Here is a 21,389-nt window from a genome sequence, read left to right as displayed (position 1 = left end):
ACGCGAGTCCGGAGCGCCCCTGGTGGCTGCGCTAGTGTTCTGGGTAAACGCATTCCCACGCTTGGAGGCACCCGTGCCCGTCACGACCATCGCCCAAGTCGGCGTCCGAGGTTTCGGCCGCATCCACCTGGAACGCATCGACCGCCTCGCGGGCCAGGGACGCATGAACCTCCTCGCCACCGCCGACCCCGGCGGCCCCCTGCCGGACCGAGACGTCGCGTGGTACCCGAGCCTCACCGAACTCCTCACCGCGCACTCCCCCGACATCGTCAGCATCGCGACCCCGATCGGCACCCACGCAGGCCTGGCCACCGAAGCGCTGCGGGCCGGCTCCGACGTGTTCTTGGAGAAGCCGCCGTTCGCCTCGCTGGAGGAGTTCTGGCAGGTCCTGGAGGTCACCCGCGAGACCGGCAGGAAGATCCAGATCGGCTTCCAAAGCCTTGGCTCGGCCGGCGCCGCCCGGCTGCGCACGCTCATCGCGGACGGGACGCTCGGCACCGTGACCGGCATCAACGCGCGCGGCGCCTGGCAACGCGACCGCGCGTACTACGCCCGCGCACCGTGGGCCGGACACCGGACTCTCGGCGGCGCCCGGGTCGCCGACGGCGTCGTCACCAACCCCCTCGCGCACTCGATCGCCACCGCCTTGTGGGTGGCCGGCGCCACGGCCATCGAAGACCTCGCCGGCATCACGACGGAGATGTATCACGCCCACGCCATCGAGGCCGACGACACCAGCTTCGTGCGCATCGACCTGGTTGCGGGCCCCCCGGTCTGCGCGGCCCTGACGTTGGCCGCCGCAGGCCAGGGGTCCGCGATGGTCACCGTCGAGGGGACGCTCGGCGTCGCCACCTACGAGTACACCGAGGACGTCCTCCACCTGAGGGGCGGAGACGTCACGACGCACGAGACCTTCCCGCGGACCGACTTGCTGGAGAACTTCGTCGACCATCTCCAGGGGCGAGCCGACGCATTGGTGCCGCTCGCTGAAACCGTGGGGTTCATGGCCGTGCTGGAGGCCACCCAGGACCGCCCAGCCCCGGTGCAGATCGCGCCGGAGCACCTCACCTGGCACGGGGAGGGCGAGGCCGGTCATCCCGTCGTCGCGGACGTCGAGTACTGGATGGACGAGGCGCTGCGGCACCAATGCGGCTTCGCCGCGGCGGGGGCCCCCTGGGGGGATCCGACCGCAACGGCGCTGTGGCGTCCCACCGGGCGCGCCTGATGACCGCCGACTGGGCCGGCCTGGCCTCGGCCTTCGCCTCCCCGCCCTCCGCGTCGCGGCCCTGGGCCTTCTGGTTCCTCAACGACGACACTCCGCTGCCGGAACTCCTCGAGCAACTCGATGCCTTCGCCGAGGCGGGTTTCGGGACGGTGTGCCCCTGCGCCAGGATCGGGCTCAGCGAGGAGATCGGCTACCTGACTCCCACCTGGTGGGAGTTCATGCGGGCCATCGTCGCCCACTGCGCCGAACTGGGGCTGCGCGTCGTGCTCTACGACGAGGCGTCCTATCCCTCCGGGGCCGCGAATGGCCTGGTCACCCAACAGAACCCCGAGTACGCGTCCCGCTGCCTGCGCCGAGCCAGCGTCGAGGTCGACCTGGCCCCCGAAGAGGTGCGGTACGTCCGCCCCCAGCTGGGGCGCTCGCTGTGGGACCGGCGCGTCGCCACCGTCGTCACCACGGCGTCCGGACGCACGCTGGTCACCCCGGAGGAGGGCGGCCTGGTCCGCCTGACCGCCACCGACCTGGGGACCGGCCGCGTCCGCGTCACCTCGTTCTTCGACGCCCCCAGCGGGGGCACGATCCGGGGTGCGCACGCCTGGCAGGACGACGGTTCCGCCCTGGCGCCCGCGTCCGCCGACCTGATGAACCCCGCCGCCGTGGCCGCCTTCCTGCATCTCACCCACGACGCGTACGCCCAGCATCTGGGCACCTGGTTCGGGTCCACCATCGTGGCCATGTTCACCGACGAACCCGAGGCGATCGGCCGACATGCCCACGCGGACGCCGTGTCGTGGACGCCCGGCTTCGAGGCCGACCTCGCCGCGGCGGCAGGGGCCTCGATCGAGGAGACGCTGCTGCACCTCGAGGACGTGTTCGACGGCGGCCCCTGGGCCCGCACCCTGGAGGACGCGGTAGGCGCGCGCGTGGGACGCATCTACCACGCCGCCCAGCGCGCCTGGTGCGACGCGCACGGCATCGCCTTGACCGGGCACCCCAAGCGGGCCGACGAGGTAGAGGCACTGGCGTCCTTCACCTGGCCCGGGCAGGACGTGGTGTGGCGCTGGGTGCTTCCAGGGCCCACCGCCCTGCACGGCGACCAGAGCGCAGCCCCCCGATCGGCTGCCAGCGCGGCGATCCTGCGCCGCCGCGCCGACCCCACCGACGTCGTCCCGGTGGTCAACGAGGTGTACGGCGCCTATGGCTGGCAACTGAGCTTCGATGAGATGAAGTGGCTCGCCGACTGGCTGTCGGTGCGGGGCACGACCGCCTTCCTGGTGCACGCATTGTTCGCCTCGGTGCGCGACAACCGCGCCTACGAGTCCGAGCCCGACGTGGGGCTCCATCACGCCTGGTGGCCCAAGCTTCCGACCTTCCTGGCCTACCTGGCGCGAACCAGCATGCTCGGCGAGGCCCTCACCGAGACGCCTTCGGTGGCGGTCGCGGTGGTGGGCGACCGCGTCCCCGTGGACGAGGTCGCCCCGTTGTATGAGCACCAGATCGGCTTCGTCTACGCGCCGGTCTCCTCGCTGCCAGGGGCGGGCTTCTCGACGGTGGTGTGCCGACCGGCCGACGCGGACGCGGTGCGTGCGGCACTGCCGAAGGGGCCCGTGGTCATCGCCGAGGGCGACCGCTGGTGGGAGGGACTCACCCCGGAGGGCCCTCGCGTGGCCTCCGGCAAGGCGGCGGACCTGCGCGTGCGGGCCGGTTCGCTGGCCGGGCTGGCGGGCGTCCAACTCACCAACGAGGGCGAGGACGCGATCGTGGTGGAGACCGCGGGCGCGGTGTGGGACCCGTGGACCGGGCAGATCGTGGCGGCGCCGCCGACGTGGACCCTGCAGCGCCGGGCCTCGATCTGGCTGACCGACGCGGTCCCGGCCTGCGCCACCACGCTTCCCGACACCTGCACGCCCGGCCCCGACGTCGCCCTTTCCGGTTGGTCGACGGACCACCCCGACATCGCCGGTCTCGGCGACTGGACGCGGACCCCGCCGTGCGAGCGGTTCGCCGGAACGGTCACGTACCGGGCGGCGTTCGAGCTGGACGCGGCGTCCGACCTCCTTCTCGACTTGGGGAAGGTGGGGGATGCGGCCAGCATCCGGGTGAACGGTGAGCCGGTCGCCGCGTCGTTCTGGGCGCCCTACCGCTGCCGCATCGCCACACAGGCCACCGTCGCCGGGGAGAACATCGTGGAGGTCGCCGTCACGAACTCGATGGCCAACCGCTACGAAGGCGCCCTGCTGCCCTCAGGGCTGCTCGGCCCGGTGCGCCTGAACCTGGCCGTACCGTCGGCGTGACACGCCTTCCCGGCGTGGCGGGCTCGCCCGGCAGGTCAGGGCCGCGGTGTGCGCGGGGCGGGGGCCGCGGCGGGAATGTTCGCCGCCAGTACCGCGTTAGTTGAAACATGAAGAAGATTGGATTCTTGTCCTTCGGGCACTGGTCCCCGCACCCCCAGAGCGGAACCCGCTCCGCCAGCGAGGTGCTCCACCAATCGATCGACCTGTCCGTGGCCGCCGAGGAGATCGGCGTCGACGGCGCCTACTTCCGGGTCCATCACTACGCCCGGCAACTGGGCTCCCCCTTCCCGCTGCTGTCCGCGATCGGCGCGAAGACCTCACGCATCGAGATCGGCACCGGCGTCATCGACATGCGGTACGAGAACCCGCTCTACATGGCCGAGGACTCCGCGGCCGCCGACCTCATCTCCGAGGGTCGGCTGCAGCTCGGCGTGAGCCGTGGTTCGCCCGAGCAGGTCGTCGACGGCTGGCGCTACTTCGGCTACGGGGCGCCTGAGGGCATGACCATGGCCGACGTCGCCCGCGCGAACACCGAGACCTACCTCAAGGTGATCGACGGCGCCCGCTTCGCCGAGCCCAGCCCCCACCCCATGTTCCCCAATCCGTTCCCCGGCCCCCTGGGCATCGAGCCCCAGTCCCCCGGCCTGCGGCAGCGGATCTGGTGGGGTGCGGGCTCGAACGCGACCGCGGTCTGGGCGGCGGAGCAGGGCATGAACCTGATGAGCTCCACCCTGAAGGACCACGAGTCCGAAGAGCCGTTCCATGTGCAGCAGCGCAAGCAGATCGAAAAGTTCCGCGAAGCGTGGCAGGAGGCCGGACACGACTTCGAGCCGCGCGTGTCGGTGAGCCGCTCGGTCTTCGCTCTGGTCAGCGACGAGGACCGCCGCTACTTCGGCGCGGACCGCAACAGCTCCGACCAGATCGGGCACCTCGACTCCGGCGCCGCGATCTTCGGACGCAGCTACGCGGCCGAGCCGGACCGCCTCGTCGAAGAACTCGCCGAGGACGAGGCCATTCAGGCGGCGGACACAGTCCTGCTGACGATTCCCAGCCAACTCGGCGTGGACTACAACGTCACCGCGTTGAACAACATCCTCACCCTGGTGGCGCCGGGCCTGGGCTGGCGCTGACCGTCCGACCTCGGGACGCGCTGCGGACACCGCCGGTGTTCCCAGCGCGCCCCGCGAGATCTCGGCCATCCTCGCGCGGGAGCTCACCGTGCCCGCTGCGCGGCATGGCCCCACCAGCACCGTGGGGCGCCCTAGCCTGGTGCCATGAAGCGGTTGTACTTGATCCGGCACGCCGAGGCGGAGTTCACCGGACGCGGGCGCGGTGACCGCGGACGCAGGCTCACCGAGGACGGCCGCGCCCAGGCCACCCGGCTGGGCGGGCTGCTCGCCGACACGGGCATCGAACTGATTCTCGCCTCGACCGCCGATCGCGCCCAAGAGACCGCACACGGCCTCGGGCTGGCCGCACCGATCGAGTCGTTGGATTCCCTCTACGACTCCTCGACGGTGACCCTCACGCGCGCTCTGGCGGACCTCGACGCAACCGGCATCAGGATCGCCGCCTTGGTCGCGCACGCCCCGGGAGTTCCTGCGCTCGTCGACGAGCTGACCGGTCCGGGTAGCGACGCGGAGGCGGTGGCCCTGCTCAGCACCCACTTCCCCACCGCCACCGTCGCCCGGATCGACCTTGAGGGCAGCTGGACCGACCTGGCCGGTGCGCGCCTCACCTGGGCAGACCGGGGCTGAACAGCCTTGCCGGATCAAGGTCCGATAAACTGACGGCACGCCCCTTCGCCCCGGCCTACCCCGGACGCACGGGGGCCTGATAATGTGCTTTGGAAAGCGCTTCCCGTCTCGAGAGGACCGTGATGGACGCCCGTCTGTCTCCCATCGTTGCCCATTCCCTCATCCCGGTGGTCGTGATCGACGACGCCGACAGCGCTCCCGGCCTGGCCGACGCGCTGGTCGCCGGCGGCCTGCCGGTCGCCGAGGTCACCTTCCGCACCCCGGCCGCGGCTGACGCGATCGCACGCATGTCGGCCAACTCCGAGATCGTCCTCGGTGCGGGCACGGTCCGCACCGCCGAGCAGGTCGACCAGGCCGTCGACGCGGGCGCCACCTACATCGTCTCGGCGGGCCTCAGCGCAGCCGTCGTGCGCCGGGCCCAGGAGCGCGGCGTCCCGGTGCTGCCCGGCACCGTCACCGCCACCGAGATCCTGGCGGCCATGGAACTGGGCCTCGACGCGGTGAAGTTCTTCCCCGCCGAGACCTCCGGTGGCGTCGCCGCCATCAAGGCACTGGCGGCGCCCTTCCCGGACATCACCTTCGTGCCCACCGGCGGCGTCAGCCCGAAGAACCTGGCCGACTACCTCGCGGTGAAGTCCATCGCCGCCTGCGGCGGCTCCTGGATGTGCCCGCGCGACGCCGTCAAGGCCGGCGACTTCGCCACCATCGAGCGACTCAGCCGCGAGGCCGTCGCCCTGGTCGCGTCGTTGAAGGAGGCCTGAGCCATGTCGATCACCCTGCGTCCCGTCGAGGACTGCCTCTACGACGTCGTCTCCCTGGGCGAGGTCATGCTGCGCCTGGATCCCGGCGCTGGCCGGATCCGGACCGCCCGCTCCTTCGACGTGTGGGAGGGCGGCGGCGAATACAACGTGGCTCGCGGCCTGTCCCGCGCCTTCGGCCTGCGCGCCGGGGTCGTCACCGCGCTGGTCGACAACGAGGTCGGGCGCCTCGTGGAGAACCTGATCCTCGCCGGGGGCGTGGATGCCCGCCACATCGTGTGGCGCGACAGCGACGGCATCGGACGGACCGTCCGCAACGGCCTCAACTTCACCGAGCGCGGCTTCGGCGTCCGGGGTGCGGTCGGCGTCTCCGACCGCGGCAACACCGCCGCCTCGCAGCTGCGTCCCGAGGACGTCGACTGGGATCACCTGTTCGGGAAGCTGGGTGTGCGTTGGCTGCACACCGGCGGCATCTACGCCGCCTTGTCGGAGGCCACCGCGGAGACCGTCATCGCCGCCGTCACCGCGGCGAAGAAGTACGGCACCGTCATCTCCTACGACCTCAACTACCGGCCCAGCCTGTGGAAGTCCATCGGCGGCCTGGAGAAGGCCCGCGAGGTCAACACCACCATCGCGCCCCACATCGACGTGATGATCGGCAACGAAGAGGACTTCACCGCCAGCCTCGGCCTGGAGATCGAAGGGGTGGACGAGAACCTCAACGCCCTCCCGCTGGAGAGCTTCGCCGCCATGATCACCAACGCGGCGAAGACGTACCCCAACTTCAGCGTGATCGCCACCACGATGCGCAGCGTCAAGACGGCCACCATCAACGACTGGGCGGCTATCGCCTGGTCCGCGGAGACGGGCGTCCTGCAGTCCACGCAGCGGCCCGGCCTGGAGATCTTCGACCGCGTCGGCGGCGGCGACTCCTTCGCGTCCGGGCTGGTGTACGGCCTGCTCGATGGACAGCCGCTGCAGACGGCGCTGGAGTACGGCGCCGCCCACGGCGCCCTGGCGATGACGACGCCTGGCGACACGACGATGGCCACCAAGGCCGAGATCCTCAAGCTCGCCGGCGGCGGCAGCGCGCGCGTCGATCGCTGAGAAATCCCAGGAAGGAAACACCATGAGCAAGGTCGCCCTGGTCACCGGAGGGAACCGCGGCATCGGTCGCGGCATCACCGAGGCGCTGCTGGCGCAGGGGTGGAGGGTCTCCATCATGGCCACCCGCCCCGCGCCCGCCGACGTCTTGGCGGAACTCTCGACGCTGGGTGAGGTGCGCTACACCCAAGGCAGCGTCGCTGACCTGGGCGACCACGCTCGCTACGTGGAGGAGACGCTCGCGCAGTGGGGGCGCATCGACGCCCTCATCAACAACGCGGGCGTCGCCCCCACCGAACGCAACGACCTCCTGGAGGCCACGCCCGAGAGCTACGACCGGGTGATGGAAGTCAACCTCCGCGGGCCCTACTTCCTGACCCAGCGGGTTGCCAAGGCGATGATCGACCAAGGCGCCCCCGCCGACGGCGGACTCACCGGCACCATCGTCAACGTGTCCTCCATCAGCGCGGACACGATCTCCACCAACCGCGGCGAATACTGCCTCTCCAAGGCGGGCGTCGGCATGGCCACCCAGTTGTGGGCGGTCCGCCTGGCCCCCGAGGGAATCGTCGTCTACGAGGTGCGCCCCGGCGTCATCGCCACCGACATGACGGCGGGCGTCACGCAGAAGTACGACGCCGTCTTCGCCTCCGGGGCGGTTCCCATGCCGCGCTGGGGCCAGCCCTCCGACGTCGGCGGCGCCGTCGTCGCCCTGACCGCGGGCCTGATGCCCTACTCCACCGGCGACGTCATCACCGTCGGTGGCGGCATGCAGATCAAGACCTTGTGAGGGACGCCATGGATCAGTCGCAGTGGATCGACACGCACGCGGACGGCCACGTCGAGATCGACGGGCGCCCCATCCCGGTCGTGACCGCCAACACCGTCGTGGTCGGCACCGGCGCCGCCGGGTACTGCGCCGCCGACCGCCTGGTCATGCTGGGCCAGCGCGACGTGGTCATGGTGACCGACAAGCGCCGCGCGGGTGCCTCCCGGAACGCGGGCTCGGACAAGCAGACCTACTACAAGCTCACGCTCGCAGGGTCGGAACCCGACTCGGTGCAGGAGATGGCCCAGACGCTGTTCTCCGGCGGTTCCATGGACGGCGACATCGCCCTCGCCGAGGCCGCCTGGTCGCCCCGGGCCTTCTTCCACCTGGTCGAGTCGGGCGTGCCCTTCCCCCACAACTCCTCGGGCGAGTACGTCGGCTACAAGACCGACCATGACCCCCGGCAGCGGGCCACCTCGGTGGGCCCCTACACATCGCGGACGATGGTGGAGAAGCTGGAGGGCCGGGTCACCGAAGGCCACGGCATTCCCGTCCTGGACCTGTGTCGCGTCGTCGACCTCGTCGTCGCCGAGGGAGCCGTCGTCGGGTTGCTGTGCGTCCGGCTCGATGTGGACGCCTCCGCGCCCAGCCGGTTCCTGCTGCTGCGGTGCACCAACCTGGTCTACGCCACGGGCGGCCCGGCCGGGATGTACGCCGACTCCGTGTACCCAAACGGCCAGTGGGGCGCCAACGGTGCCGCGCTGCGCGCAGGCGTCCACGGCAAGAACCTGACCGAGTGGCAGTTCGGGCTGGCGTCGATCCACCCGCGCTGGAACGTGTCGGGCACCTACATGCAGGCGCTCCCCCGGTTCGTGTCCACCGACGCCGACGGCGGAGACGCCCGGGAGTTCCTCGGCGAGTTCCTGCCCGACTACGGCGATCAGCTCTCCCGGATCTTCCTCAAGGGCTACCAGTGGCCCTTCGACGTCCGTAAGGCCCCCGACGGCAGTTCCCTGATCGACCTGCTGGTCTATCAAGAGACCAAGCTGCGCGGGCGCCGCGTGTGGCTCGACTTCCGGGCCAACCCGGCGCGCGAGCACTTCGACGCCTCCGCGTTGTCCCCGAAGGCGTACGCGTACCTGGAGGCGACCGGGGTGACGGGGCTGGGCGACAGCACCCCCATCGAGCGGTTGCAGCACATGAACCGGCCCGCCTATGAGTTCTATCTCCAGCGCAATCCCGGCGTGGACCTGGAGACGGACATGCTCGAGGTGGCCGTGTGCGCGCAGCACAACAACGGCGGCCTGGAGGTCGACCAATGGTGGCAGTCCAACCTGACGGGCTTCTTCCCGGTCGGCGAGGCCGCCGGGGCGCACGGCGTCTACCGTCCGGGCGGGGCCGCGCTGAACTCCGGCCAGGTCGGAGCGACCCGGGCGGCGTCCTACATCGCCCAAGCCCGGCGGGAGGACCCGGTCTCCGCTGAGGTGTTCCAGGCGTCCGCCCACAAGGTCACCCAGCGTGCGTCCGCGCTCCTGTCAGGGGCGGGCCAGCGTGCCGCGTCGGGTACGGACACCACCGATGCAGCCCTGTCCCACATCCGCCGCCTGATGAGCGACAAGGCCGGTGTGGTGCGGTCGCGAGAATCGGTGGCCCAGGCACGCCAGGAAGTCACCGCGCTGCTGACCGGCTACGACACGACGATCGCCGCGGATGCCGACAGCCGACGCTCGGTCAGCCGACTGTTCCTGATTCGGGACATCCTGACTAGCCAGTACGTCTACCTGAACGCCATGGAGCACTACGTCGACAGCGGCGGCCTCTCGCGCGGATCAGTCCTCTACACCGACCCGCAGGGACACCTCCCCGCCCTGGACGCCAGCGTGACGTCGTCGCTGCCAGAGCTGTTCCGGCTGCGTTTGGACGGCGGCGCCCTCGACGACGTGATCCAGGTGACCGCCTGGGACGGGGTGGAAGCCCCCACCTTCACCTGGCGGGAGCGACGCCCCATCCCCGTGCACGACGAGGCGTTCGAGAACACGTGGCGGGGCTACCGCACCGACAAGAACATCGGCTGAGGAGCCTCAGGATGCAGATCATCGCGCGCAGCGCCGCCACGGACCCCGTCACCACCCCCGAGGGCGCGCAGCGACGCCTGCTGAGCCACGGCGGGACGATGATGGTGGTCGAGTTCACGTTCACGGCGGGCACCGTCGCGCCGGTGCACCACCACCCGCACGAGCAGGTGGGCTACGTGGTCTCCGGCGACCTGACACTGCTGATGGAGGGACGCCCCGACGAGCGCCTCGGCGCCGGGGCCAGCTATTACGTGCCCTCGAACGTGCCCCACGGGGTCATCATCCACACCGACACGGTGCTGGTGGACGTGTTCACCCCGCAGCGCGAGGACTTCCTGCCCACCTGACCGCCGTGTCGGGCCACGTCCACCACGACGCAGGTCCGCCGCGCCCCGATGGCTCCGGACGCGGCGCCACGCCTCGGATGGTCGGGGCGCGGCCTCCAGGGCACAGGCTGCCTGTACCCAGCACACACGTCGGCCCCCGATCCCTGTGAGGATCGGGGGCCGACGCCGCTTGACGCGGCGCCCACGGATGGGTCAGCGAGCGCCAAACGGGGTCAGGTGGGCGAGGAAGTGCTCCTTCATCAAGGTGGCGTACTCGTCCTCGTGCTCGACGAGCAGACCCTTGATCTGCGGTCCGAAGGCGTCCAGCACGGCGCCGTAGCCCACGTGCATGACCTGGCGCGAGTCGAACGCGGTCACCAGTTCGCCCACGCGGTCGTCCGGCACATCGGTGGGGATCTTCGCGGTGTCGCAGGACAGGTGGTAGCTGTGCCGGTTCTCCTCGAAGCTCTCCAGCGAGAGCGCCAGGATCTCCCGCAGCAGGGCCGGGTCGTGGGCGGCGACGATCCGCAGCGCCTCGATCCAGCTGGTGCCCGCCGTCTTCAGGTGGGCCACCCCGCGGGTCGCCTCCACGAAGGAGGGGTAGATCGAGAACTTGTCCGAACCCGAGTGCAGCGACAGCTTGTACGGTCCCAGCACGCGGGCGATCTCGGCATGGTCGGAGAAGTTCTTCGCCAACGCCGCACGGTCGCCGATGTACTCGACGCCCTTCTCGAACTGCCCCACCCAGCGGGGGGCGAAGCTGATCAGCTCGACGCCGTTGCGTTGTAGTTCCTTCACCACGACGACGTGCTCGACCAGGGTGGTCGGCTTGTCGGTCTCATCAATCGCGAACTCGAGTTCGTGCTCGATGTTCAGGCTGTCGAGGTGGTGGATGAGCTCCAAGCCACGGACCAGGGCCGGGCCCGCCTTGGCGATCGCGCGGACGACGCCCTCCTCATCGAGCACCAGCGGACCGGACTCCAACGCGATGGTCTGTCCGGCGTACCGGGCCACCACGTCGTCCAGCGAGGTGTCCAGCGAGCTCAGGTCGAGGGCGGCGGCCTTGGTCCGGACGGTCGCCTCGTCGTCGTCGTGGGCCGCCATGTCCATGACATCGCCCGGGTCGACGGTGTAGAACACGAAGCCTGCCTCGGCGCATTCGCTCAGCGACTCTTCGGTCTTCTGGTGGTCGGCGTCCGCCCCGACCCCGGCGGTCCAGCCCTCCTGGAAGGCTCCCCAGGTGGCATCGTCCAGGACGTTGCGCGGGGTGCGGTGGGTGCGTCCCATCTCGCGGGTGGACTGCTGAGCGAACACCGGGTTGACCCCCGCCACGTCTTTGAACGCCTGCACGTGCCCCGGCGTGGCCAAGCCGAGACGGTCACCGGTTCCGGCGGAGGTCTCCAGGCCCCACAGGCGGGGCTTCAGCCACGGCAGCGCCGACCGCAGCGCCGCAGCATTGTCGCCCGTCGCGGGTGCGACGAAGAGGTCGCCTTCGTAGCGCCCCTCGAAGGCGGCCGTGACCGACTCGGGGGCGTTCTTGACGACCAGCGACTTGCTCAGGTCGTCGTTGCGTTGCAGCCAGAACTCGGCCCCCTCGTGGGAGACGCGCGAGGCGGCGTAGTCGGTGCTCATGTCAGTACCTTTCTCATCGGTGGTGCGGGACACACGACGGAGATCGCGTGGTTGGGTTCACGGGATGTCGATTCTTGGGGCCGGGCGGGGTTGCCCAAGGTCGCACGCAGGTGCTGTCGGGCCCGCTGCTGCAGGGCGGGGGTGAACGCGTGGCCCGCCTCCACCGTGACGTTGGTGTAGCTGCCCGATGCGTGGGCGAAGGCCTGTCTGAGGAGAGCGTCGGCCGCCTTCACACCGGACGGCGGGAAGAGGGAGTCCTGGCGTCCGTAGCCGACCAGCACGGCCGCGTCCCCCCGGGAGGTGAGCAGCCCGGGCAGATCGGGTCCGGCGGCGAGCCCCCGCGTGTGCAGCAGCCAGGAGTGGTCGACGTGATCGGGGAACAGGCTCGCGAGCGTGGTCATCATGGCGATGACGACGATGCTGCCGAGCCGGTGGTCGAGGGCGGCCAGGATGGCGGCGCGTCCACCTCCCCCGGAGAAGCCCAGGACGCCGATCGGCCCGGGAGCGCAGCGTCCCGCGAGCACCTCCAGCGCCAGCAGGTCGTCGTGGGCGACCATGCCCGCCCAGCTGGTGTCGAGCAGGGCGCAGGCCTTGGCCACGTGATGCTCGTGCGCACGCGCGGCCGCATCGTAGGCGACGGGGTCGTCGACCCCGAGATCGAAGCGCCGACTGCCCCAGCCGAAGGCGTCGGGGACCAGGACGGTGAATCCCTCGCGTGCCAGGTCGTCGGCGACGCACGCGTCGCCCTCCAGGTCACGCCGGTAGGCGCGAACGTGCGCGGGCACCTCCGCGGTGCCCACCATGCGTGCCGCACCCACGCAGGTGATGCCACCGTGGGAGTGGAGCGCCAGCACGCCCGGCAGCGTGGCCGGGTCGGCGCCCGCGGGGTGCAGCAGGTAGGCGTGCTGACGGGGACCGAAGCCCGCCTCCCAACTCAGCAGGCTCGTGGTGACGCCGTCAGCCCCCCAGACCCCGTCGAGGTGCGGCTGCGCGATACCGGGCTGCGGGACGCCGAACAGCTCACCGAAGGGTCCGGGGATCCGCGGACGCCGGGCGAGGTAGTCCGCCCAGTCCGCGTAGCCGCCGAACCCCCCGGTGGTGGTCATCGAGCCAGGTTGAGGCCGAGCTCGATCGGCGTGACGGCCCGGCCGCTGGCCAGGGACACGTTTCCGCAGATGCCCACCGAGATCGCCCGCAGGCCGTCGACATAGTCCGAGGGACGCCCCAACGGGTCCTCCTGCGGACCGTTGAAGACATCGGACAGCAGGAGTGCGTCTCCGCCGCCGTGCCCGCCAACGCCTTCGGGAATCGGCACGTCCTCGGCTGCTTCGAAGTGCTTCTGCACCGTGAGCCGTTCGCCCTTGTCCCGCACGCCGACCGCGTCGGCCATCGCGGAGGGGTCGACGATGACCTTGCCGTCGGCGTCGACGCTGATCCTGGCCCGCTCAATGACCTCGAGTTCGGCGCGTCCGAGCGTGCCGTTCACCGCCACGCGGTAGCCCTCCCACGGGCTGTGTGCGTTGAGGGCGTAGGAGAGGGTCGGGCCCCCTTGGTACTCGACGATCACGGCCAGGTTGTCCTCGGTGGTGACACCGGGGGCGAACACGTCCTGGTCGCGGTGGTAGCCGTCGTACTGCTCGTTGTCGAGGTAGAGGGCCTTGAGCCGCGGGTCGTCGCGCAGGTCCAGTTCGAACGGGCCGTGCTCGCCGTCGTGGGTTCCCCGCGGGGGACGCGGTGGCAGCCCGCGGGAGTCCGCGGCAGCGGAACCGTAGAACTTCACCCCGCCGGACGCGAAGACCCGCTTCGGTACATCCGCCAGCCACCAGTTGATCAGGTCGAAGTGATGGCTCGCCTTGTGGATCAGCAGGCCGCCCGAGTTCGCCTTGTCCCGATGCCAGCGCCGGAAGTAGTCCGCTCCGTGGGCCGTGTCGAGCACCCACTCGAAGGTCATCGAGAGCGGCGTGCCGATCCGTCCCGAGGCGATGAGCTCCTTCAGAGCGGAGTTGCGCGGGCTGTAGCGGTAGTTAAAGGTGACGACCACCTGGTGTCCCGTCTCCTTCACCGCCGCCACGATGGACTGTGCCGAGGGCGCGTCGATGGTGAGCGGCTTCTCCACCACCACGTCGACACCGGCGCGCAACGCGCGGGTGATCATGCCCGCATGGGTGTAGTCGGGACTGGTGATGATGACCCGGTCGAGCCGCTGATCGGCGATCATCGCCTCGATCTGGTCCGGTCCGTAGAGGGTGATGGCGTCCGGCGCGTAGCCGTACTCGCTCACCATCCGATCGCGGTGGTAGCCGGCGCGGCCGGGGTTGCTGTCGGCGATGGACACCAAGGTGGCGACGTCGCTGTGGGCACCCCCGATCGCGTCGGTGTACATCTGGGCGCGGTGCCCCGCTCCGATGAGGCCGTAGCGCTGCATGGGAATCGGAATCTCCTTCGGTCGTGAGCCTGGTGGATTACTTGATGCCGGTCGTGGCGATACCGCGGATGAGGAAGCGCTGGCCGAACAGGAAGACCAGGAACACCGGGATGAGCGACACGATGCTCATGGCGAACATCGCGCCCCAGTTGGAGCCACCCGTGGAGTCCAAGAAGGACTTCAGTGCGATCGGAACGGTGAACATGTCCGGCTTGGTGAGGTAGATCAGCGAGCTGAAGAAGTCGTTCCACGTCCAGATGAAGGTGAAGATCACCGTGGTCGCGATGGCGGGCGTCATCAGCGGCATGATCACGTTGAAGAAGATCCGCCAGTGTCCGCAGCCGTCGATGCGGGCGGCCTCGTCGAGTTCCTTGGGCAGACCGCGGATGAACTGGACCATGAGGAACACGAAGAAGGCGTCGGTGGCCAGCAGCTTGGGCAGGATGAGCGGCAGGAACGTGTTCACCCAGCCGAACTGGGAGAACATGATGTATTGCGGAACGATGATGACGTGCATCGGCAGCATGATCGTCAACAGCATGATGGCGAAGAAGATGTTCTTGAACTTGAACTTCAAGCGCGCGAATGCGTAGGCGGCCAGCGAGCAGGAGATGACGTTGCCGAGGATGCACCCCAGCACGAGGATCACCGAGTTGATCAGGTAGCGGCTGAACGGGTACTGCAGGGCGTTCCAGCCCTCGGTGTAGTTCTCGACGTGCAGTCCGGTCAGGAGCAGGCCCGAGTCGCGGAAGATCTCGTCGGTGGGCCGGAACGAGCTGACCAGCATCCACAACAGCGGGTAGATCATGAGGAGTGCGGCGGCGACCATCAGGATGTGCTTGATGATCGATCTGATGGTCGAGCCGGTGCGCCCCCGACGCTTCACCACGTGAAGGTCGCCGGCGCCCCCGGTGTCGAGGCTGACGTCGTTGTCGACGACAGCGCGGGTGCTGTCGGTGTGCTGATCAGTCATCGTAGAACACCCAATACTTGGAGACGAAGAAGTTCAGGGCGGTGAAGACGCCGATGATGATCAGCAGCAGCCACGCCATGGCGGACGCGTAACCCATGTCGAAGTTGGCAAAGCCCTTCTGATACAGGTACAGCGTGTAGAACATCGTCGAGTCGGACGGGCCTCCTGTTCCACCGGAGACGATGAACGCCTGGGTGAAGGATTGGAACGCGCCGATGATCTGGAGCACCAGGTTGAAGAAGATGATGGGGCTCAGCAGCGGCATGGTGATGCGCCAGAACTGTGTCCACTTTGACGCACCGTCCACGGCGGCCGCTTCGTAGTACATGGTGGGAATCTGCCTCAGGCCTGCGAGGAAGATGATCATCGGGGAGCCGAATGTCCAGATGTGCAGCAGGATGATGGTCCCCAGCGCGGTGTCCGGGTCGGAGATCCAGCCGGGCAGGTCGGTGAATCCGAGCCCCATCAGCACCTGGTTCACCAGGCCCGAGGTGCCGAAGATCTGACGCCACAAGATGGCGATGGCGACCGAGGAGCCCATCAGCGAGGGCAGGTAGAAGACCGACCGGTAGAACGGGAGGCCGCGCATGCCCTGGTTCAGCAGGACGGCGATGCCCAGTGCCAGCGCCAGCTGCAACGGCGTGGAGACGAACACGTAGGTGAAGGTCACCCGCAACGAGTTCAGGAGTCGGGCATCGCCGAGCATCCGCTGGTAGTTCTCCAGCCCGATCCATTCGGGGGGTGCGAGCAGGCTGTAGTCGGTGAATGAAAGGTAGAGGGAGGCAAGCATCGGGCCGATGGTGATGAGCACCAGGCCGATCAGCCAGGGCAGAAGGAAGAGATACCCGGCGACGTTGTCCGGTGTCTCTTCCTTGCCCCGACCTCTGAGCTTGCCGAGTTCGCTGAGAGCACTCATGGCTTCTCCTCCCGCGATGTGCGGCTCGAACGGTACGGGCGTAGGCGGGGACCGCGGGTGGACGGTCGACGCCCGCCCACCCGTGGCCTTGAGTTCACTTGAGCTGGCTCTTGACCTCGTCGTAGAGGCCAGTTGCCGCTTCAATCGGGGACTTGCGTCCGAAGATCAGATCTTGCACCATGCGCATCTGAACCACGCCGAAATTACCACCGCCGACTGGCGTGACCAGAGGTGTTGCTCCCAGTTCCGATTCGATGGAATCGAGGTAGGAGACGACCTTCTTGTCCACCGTGCTCAGGGACGGCTCCAGCGCCCCGCGCACCTCCTTGTTGGCGGGCACGCCACGCTCGGTGCCCATGATGGTGCCCGCGTCAGGATCGTTGGCGAGGAAGTTGATGAACTTGGCGACGGCCTCGGGGTTCTTGGTCCGCGAGGAGCCCGACCACAGCATGGATGCCTTGTACCACAGGGCCGCCTTGTTGGCTGATCCCTCGATGCTGGGCAGGCGCAGGAGCTTCATCTCGGTGCCCGAAGCCTTCTCCAGCGCGGTGATCTGGTTCGACCAGTAGACCGAGAAGCCGATGCGGTTGGTGGCGGCCAGCGTCTGGTCGAGAGCCTTGCCCATGTCTTCGGAGGTCTCCGAGGCGCTGGGGGCGGACTTGTCGGCCTGGACGTCGAGACCCCACTGGAAGTAGCTCGTCAGGTCGGCGGGCTCGAACCCCATGCCGCTGGTGTTGAACTGGTCCTTGCCCTGCTGACGCAGGTAGGCGCGCAGCGCGGGCTCGACGTAGCTCATGTTCTGCGTCCCGTAGGTGCCGGAGGCGCTCTTCTCGGAGATCTGCTTGCCGATCCGGTGCAGGTCGTCCCACGTCCAGGTCGTGTCGTCGGGCATGGCGACGCCAGCCGCCTCCAGCACCTTCGGATTGGCAACGACCACGGGGGCGTTGATGCCCGCGTTCAGCCCGTACAAGGTGCCTTCGACGCGGCCGGTATCGACCGTCCCGTCCATGAACTTGTCGGTGGTCACTCCGACCTTCTCAAGATCCAGGAGGGCCCCGCGCTTGCCGTACTCGGCGATGTACTTCTCGTCCATCTGGATGACGTCGGGGGCGTCGTTGGCGGCGACCTGGGTGGCGAGCTTGTCCCAGTAGCCGGACCATTCGCCCGGTTCTCCCTGGACGTCGATGTCCGGGTTGGCGGCTTCGAACTTGGCGATCACGTCGTTGGTGAGCTTGTTGCGCGTGTCGTTACCCCACCAGGTGAACCTGATGACCGTCTGGCCCTGGCCGTTGGTGGTGCCTCCGCTTTGAGGTGAGCCACAACCGGCGAGAGCCAGGCCGAGCACCACCACGCCTGCGGCGAGTTTCTTGGTGATGGACATTGATTGCCCTCTTTCGTTTCGTGCCCCACCGACCCCGTTGCCGGGAAGCGCTTACCGAGACACTAGGGCCGCCACGGCCCACCGTCAAGAAGCCACGGCCGATCCGTCCACGAAAAAAACGATTCATACTTCATCTACAAGCACCCACACCACACCCCTCGCCGCAGGGTCCACCCCGTCGACGCCACCCCTGACCCAGCCGCACAACCCTGCCGCCAGGAAGCGGCAACCGCCCTTGATAAACCGCTTTCCCGATCTTCGTCGGCACGTCGATTGCCGCACGCTCACCGGCTCGTTAGGGTGCAGGCGTCCGGCCCGCCGACAGGAGGCCCCATGGTCCGCGCCACCCGAAGCGCCCCCACGCTGAGCGACGTAGCCCGTCACGCGGGCGTCTCCTTGGCCACCGCCTCGCGCGCCATCAACGGCTCCGAGACGCGCACCGTGGGTGAGGAACTGCGCCGTCGCGTCATCGAATCAGCCCAACTCCTGGGGTACGCCCCCAACGCCAACGCGCAAGCCATGGCCCGTGGGGCGACCCGGACGATCGGCGTCGTGGTCCACGACCTGACCGACCCCTACTTCGCCGAGATCGCCGACAAGATCGCCACCGCGGCCACCGAGCACAAGCTCTTCCTCACCCTCGCCACCACCGGGAACCGCATCGAGGCCCTGGGGGACGTGATCACCTCACTGGACTCCATGCGGGTGCGGGCGATCATCCTGGTCGGCGCCCGCTGGAAGGATCCCGACCTGCAGCGGGCGCTCCGCACCTCCATCGAGCAATACGTCGGGCGAGGCGGCCGCGTGGTCGCCCTCGGCATGGACTTTCCCGGCGTCGACTGCGTGCAGGTCGCCAACGAGGCCGGCGCGAGCGCGCTCGCCCAGAACCTCGTCGACCTGGGATACCGCCACCCGCTACTGCTCACCGGCCCCGAGCGCCACTCGACCGCCGCCGCGCGCGCGGCCGGGTTCGCGTCCCGGATGGCCGACCTGGGTCACCCGCTCCCGCCCACGCACCGGATCAGTTCGGACTTCACCCGCACCGGCGGCACCATCGGGATGCGGCTGGCCATCGAGGCGCGGCTCGACTACGACGTGGTCGTGGCGACCAGCGACGTCATGGCCCTGGGCGCCCGGCGCGAGGCGAGCCGGTCCGGCATCCGCATCCCACGAGACGTCGGCCTCACCGGTTTCGGCGACGTGTCCACCCTGATCGACGTGACACCCGGGCTGACGACGGTGCGCGTCCCCACCGGGCAGCTTGCCCGCTTGGGGCTTGATCTGGCCCTCCATGGCCCGGGCGACGGGACCGGCTCGGTCGTGGTGGACGCCGTCCCGGTCATGCGCGACTCGACCCCGCGACGGAACCGGGGCTGACGCACTCCCCTGCGAACCGGTCCCCGTGCTAGCCTCTGGGAAAGCGCATTCCAACGGAGGAGGAGCCCGGCATGGGTACCACGAAGCTCACCATCGCGATGAACGGCGTCACCGGACGCATGGGCTACCGCCAGCACCTCCTGCGGTCGATCCTGCCGCTGCGAGACGAGGGCCTCGAACTGGCCGACGGCACCCGGATCGAGGTCGAGCCCATCCTCATCGGACGCCGCCCCGACGCCATCGCCGCGCTCGCGGCCAAGCACGGCATCGAACGCTGGGAGACCGATCTGGAGTCCGTCCTGGCCGACCCGACCGTCGACATCTACTTCGACGCCCAGGTGACCTCGCAGCGCAAGGCGGCACTCACCAAGGCCATGGAGGCCGGCAAGCACATCTTCACCGAGAAGCCCACCGCGGAGACGTTGGAGGAGGCCGTCGAACTCGAGCGCGTCCGGGCCGCCGCCGGTGTGAACGCGGGCGTCGTCCACGACAAGCTCTACCTGCCCGGACTCGTGAAGCTCCGCCGCCTGGTTGAGGAAGGGTTCTTCGGGCGCATCCTGTCCCTGCGCGGCGAGTTCGGCTACTGGGTGTTCGAGGGCGACCACCAGCCCGCCCAGCGACCCAGCTGGAACTACCGCAAACAGGACGGCGGCGGCATGACCGTCGACATGTTCTGCCACTGGAACTACGTGATGGAAGGCATCATCGGCAAAGTCGAGGCCGTGACCGCCAAGGCCGTCACCCACATCCCCACCCGCTGGGACGAGCAGGGCCAGCCCTACGAGGCCACCGCCGACGACGCCGCCTACGGCATCTTCGAGCTCCGCACCCCCGGCGGCGACCCCGTGATCGCGCAGATCAACAGCTCGTGGGCGGTCCGCGTCCACCGCGATGAGCTGGTCGAGTTCCAGATCGACGGCACCCATGGCTCGGCGGTCGCCGGCCTGTTCAACTGCGTGGCCCAGCAGCGCGCCCACACCCCCAAGCCGGTCTGGAATCCTGACCTGCCCACCACCGAGCACTTCCGGGACCAGTGGCTGGAGGTTCCCGCCAATGCCGATCTGGCCAACGGCTTCCGCGCCCAGTGGGAGGAGTTCCTCAGCGATGTCGTCACCGGGCGCCCGCACCGCTACGACCTGCTCTCGGCCGCCCGCGGCGTCCAGTTGGCCGAGAATGGCCTGACGTCCTCGGCCGAGGGTCGCCGGATCGAGATGGAAGCGCTGCAGGCATGACCTACCGGCTCTCGCTCAACACGGCGACGACGAAGCACTGGACGCTGGAGCAGGCCGTCACGGGCGCCCGGGACGCGGGCCTGGAGGCCGTCGGCCTGTGGCGCGACCGCGTCGCCGAAGCCGGGCTGGAGAACGCCGCCCGGATCGTCCGCGACGCCGGGCTGCGGGTCAGTTCGCTGTGCCGGGGCGGGTTCCTGTCCGCCGCGGATCAGGCGGGCATCGCCGCGGCCCTGGAGGACAACCGCGCGGCGATCCGCGAAGCGCAAACGCTGGGGACCCACGAACTCATCATGGTGGTCGGCGGGCTGCCCGCCTGCCCGGGGCCGTCGGCTCCGGCGCTTCCCCACGGCGACAAGGACATCGTCGCTGCCCGCCGGCGCGTCAGCGAGCGGATCGGCGAACTGGTGGGCTACGCCCGCGAGCACGACGTCCGGCTCGTGCTGGAGCCGCTGCACCCGATCTTCGCCGCCGACCGGGCGGTGCTCTCCACACTGGGGCAATGCCTCGACGTGGCCGCAGGGTTCGCGCCCCACGAGGTGGGCGTCGTGGTGGACACCTACCACGTGTGGTGGGATCCCCAGTTGGCCGACATGATCGCCCGAGCCGGGCGCGAGGGACGCATCGCGTCCTATCAGATCTGCGACTGGACGCTCCCCCTGGCCGCCGACGCCTTGTTGTCGCGTGGCCATGTCGGGGACGGCTACATCGACTTCCCGACCATCACCGGCTGGGTCGCCACAACCGGCTACGACGGTGACATCGAGGTGGAGATCTTCAACGAGGCCATCTGGGCCACCCCGGGCGAGCAGACCCTCGCCACCATGAAGGAGCGTTACGACCGCCTGGTCGCCCCGTTCCTGTAGCCCACCGTCTCGGCTCTCCTGCTCGGGACTCCCAGCCTCGGCACACTGACGCCCGCTTATCGGAATCTTCCGAGGAGCGGGCGTCGTGCCGCGTGGGCTGCGGGCCCCGGGCGCGGGGCGAGCACTCCCGGGAACAGACCACCCACCCAGGCCGGGTACAGTTCGCCCATGCTCACCCGCGTGAACGCCGCCGCCTCGACCCCCGCCGTGCGGGTCGAGAGCTGTTGCACGGCGTCCGCGCGCACCCGCCGCTGTCGCTGACGCGACCCGCCGGACCCTACA

General features: G+C 69.3%; 18 protein-coding genes. 12 read left to right on the top strand and 6 right to left on the bottom strand.

Features of this window, described 5'->3' with window-relative positions:
• Positions 1-73: 73 nt before the first annotated feature.
• The 9 genes from V7E09_RS01910 to V7E09_RS01870 all read left to right on the top strand — a co-directional run bounded on the left by V7E09_RS01910 (position 74) and on the right by V7E09_RS01870 (position 10,329).
• Entirely contained in the window at positions 74-1,225 is a 1,152-nt protein-coding gene (locus V7E09_RS01910; protein WP_324510315.1) for a Gfo/Idh/MocA family protein, read from the top strand.
• Positions 1,225-3,519, top strand: a complete 2,295-nt coding sequence (locus tag V7E09_RS01905; RefSeq protein ID WP_324522949.1) for a hypothetical protein — start codon at positions 1,225-1,227, stop codon at positions 3,517-3,519. Before V7E09_RS01910 ends, V7E09_RS01905 begins: the two co-directional genes overlap by 1 nt.
• Positions 3,520-3,626: 107 nt before the next feature.
• Complete coding sequence (locus V7E09_RS01900) at positions 3,627-4,649, top strand: LLM class flavin-dependent oxidoreductase (protein WP_324510313.1); 1,023 nt, start codon at positions 3,627-3,629, stop codon at positions 4,647-4,649.
• Positions 4,650-4,793: 144 nt separating this feature from the next.
• Positions 4,794-5,276: a SixA phosphatase family protein gene (locus tag V7E09_RS01895; protein WP_324510312.1), complete on the top strand. Its 483-nt coding sequence runs from the start codon at positions 4,794-4,796 to the stop codon at positions 5,274-5,276.
• Positions 5,277-5,395: 119 nt separating this feature from the next.
• The gene (eda, locus tag V7E09_RS01890) at positions 5,396-6,037 is read left to right on the top strand and encodes a bifunctional 4-hydroxy-2-oxoglutarate aldolase/2-dehydro-3-deoxy-phosphogluconate aldolase (protein WP_324510311.1); all 642 of its coding nucleotides are present in this window, start codon (positions 5,396-5,398) and stop codon (positions 6,035-6,037) included.
• 3 nt (positions 6,038-6,040) lie between these two features.
• Positions 6,041-7,141 (top strand): sugar kinase, encoded by a 1,101-nt coding sequence (locus V7E09_RS01885; protein WP_324510310.1) that lies wholly within the window; start codon positions 6,041-6,043, stop codon positions 7,139-7,141.
• A 22-nt stretch (positions 7,142-7,163) separates the two neighbouring features.
• Positions 7,164-7,928 (top strand): 3-ketoacyl-ACP reductase, encoded by a 765-nt coding sequence (locus V7E09_RS01880; protein WP_324510309.1) that lies wholly within the window; start codon positions 7,164-7,166, stop codon positions 7,926-7,928.
• 8 nt (positions 7,929-7,936) lie between these two features.
• A complete protein-coding gene (locus tag V7E09_RS01875) occupies positions 7,937-9,982 on the top strand; it encodes an FAD-binding protein (protein WP_324510308.1) in 2,046 nt (681 codons plus the stop codon).
• Between the two features lie 11 nt (positions 9,983-9,993).
• The gene (locus tag V7E09_RS01870; protein ID WP_324510307.1) at positions 9,994-10,329 is read left to right on the top strand and encodes a cupin domain-containing protein; all 336 of its coding nucleotides are present in this window, start codon (positions 9,994-9,996) and stop codon (positions 10,327-10,329) included.
• Between the two features lie 192 nt (positions 10,330-10,521).
• Here the strand turns inward: V7E09_RS01870 and V7E09_RS01865 are convergent, their stop codons facing one another.
• The 6 genes from V7E09_RS01865 to V7E09_RS01840 form a co-directional block, all read right to left on the bottom strand.
• Positions 10,522-11,940 carry a tagaturonate epimerase family protein gene (locus V7E09_RS01865; RefSeq protein ID WP_324510306.1) on the bottom strand — a complete coding sequence of 473 codons (1,419 nt, stop codon included), beginning with the start codon at positions 11,938-11,940 and terminating at the stop codon, positions 10,522-10,524.
• The gene (locus V7E09_RS01860) at positions 11,937-13,046 is read right to left on the bottom strand and encodes a dienelactone hydrolase family protein (RefSeq protein ID WP_324522948.1); all 1,110 of its coding nucleotides are present in this window, start codon (positions 13,044-13,046) and stop codon (positions 11,937-11,939) included. The genes V7E09_RS01865 and V7E09_RS01860 overlap by 4 nt, the downstream gene beginning before the upstream one ends.
• Positions 13,043-14,365, bottom strand: coding sequence for a Gfo/Idh/MocA family protein (locus V7E09_RS01855; RefSeq protein ID WP_324510304.1), 1,323 nt, complete (start codon positions 14,363-14,365; stop codon positions 13,043-13,045). The genes V7E09_RS01860 and V7E09_RS01855 overlap by 4 nt, the downstream gene beginning before the upstream one ends.
• 37 nt (positions 14,366-14,402) lie before the next feature.
• Positions 14,403-15,194: a carbohydrate ABC transporter permease gene (locus V7E09_RS01850; protein WP_442956819.1), complete on the bottom strand. Its 792-nt coding sequence runs from the start codon at positions 15,192-15,194 to the stop codon at positions 14,403-14,405.
• A 136-nt stretch (positions 15,195-15,330) separates the two neighbouring features.
• A complete protein-coding gene (locus tag V7E09_RS01845; protein WP_324510302.1) occupies positions 15,331-16,254 on the bottom strand; it encodes a carbohydrate ABC transporter permease in 924 nt (307 codons plus the stop codon).
• A gap of 94 nt (positions 16,255-16,348) precedes the next feature.
• On the bottom strand, positions 16,349-17,635 hold the full coding sequence (locus V7E09_RS01840; RefSeq protein WP_324510301.1) for an ABC transporter substrate-binding protein: 1,287 nt from the start codon (positions 17,633-17,635) through the stop codon (positions 16,349-16,351).
• 333 nt (positions 17,636-17,968) lie between these two features.
• Here V7E09_RS01840 and V7E09_RS01835 point away from each other — a divergent pair, with 333 nt between their 5' ends.
• From V7E09_RS01835 to V7E09_RS01825, 3 genes are all read left to right on the top strand, one after another.
• Entirely contained in the window at positions 17,969-19,012 is a 1,044-nt protein-coding gene (locus V7E09_RS01835; RefSeq protein ID WP_324510300.1) for a LacI family DNA-binding transcriptional regulator, read from the top strand.
• Positions 19,013-19,083: 71 nt separating this feature from the next.
• Complete coding sequence (locus tag V7E09_RS01830) at positions 19,084-20,244, top strand: Gfo/Idh/MocA family protein (RefSeq protein WP_324510299.1); 1,161 nt, start codon at positions 19,084-19,086, stop codon at positions 20,242-20,244.
• Positions 20,241-21,107 (top strand): sugar phosphate isomerase/epimerase family protein, encoded by an 867-nt coding sequence (locus V7E09_RS01825; RefSeq protein WP_324510298.1) that lies wholly within the window; start codon positions 20,241-20,243, stop codon positions 21,105-21,107. The genes V7E09_RS01830 and V7E09_RS01825 overlap by 4 nt, the downstream gene beginning before the upstream one ends.
• Positions 21,108-21,389: the final 282 nt, after the last annotated feature.

The organism is Propioniciclava sp. (assembly GCF_036744435.1).
Lineage (GTDB): Bacteria > Actinomycetota > Actinomycetes > Propionibacteriales > Propionibacteriaceae > Propioniciclava.
The sequence above is the reverse complement of the archived record's forward strand: the minus strand, read 5'-3'. Positions and strand labels throughout refer to the sequence as shown.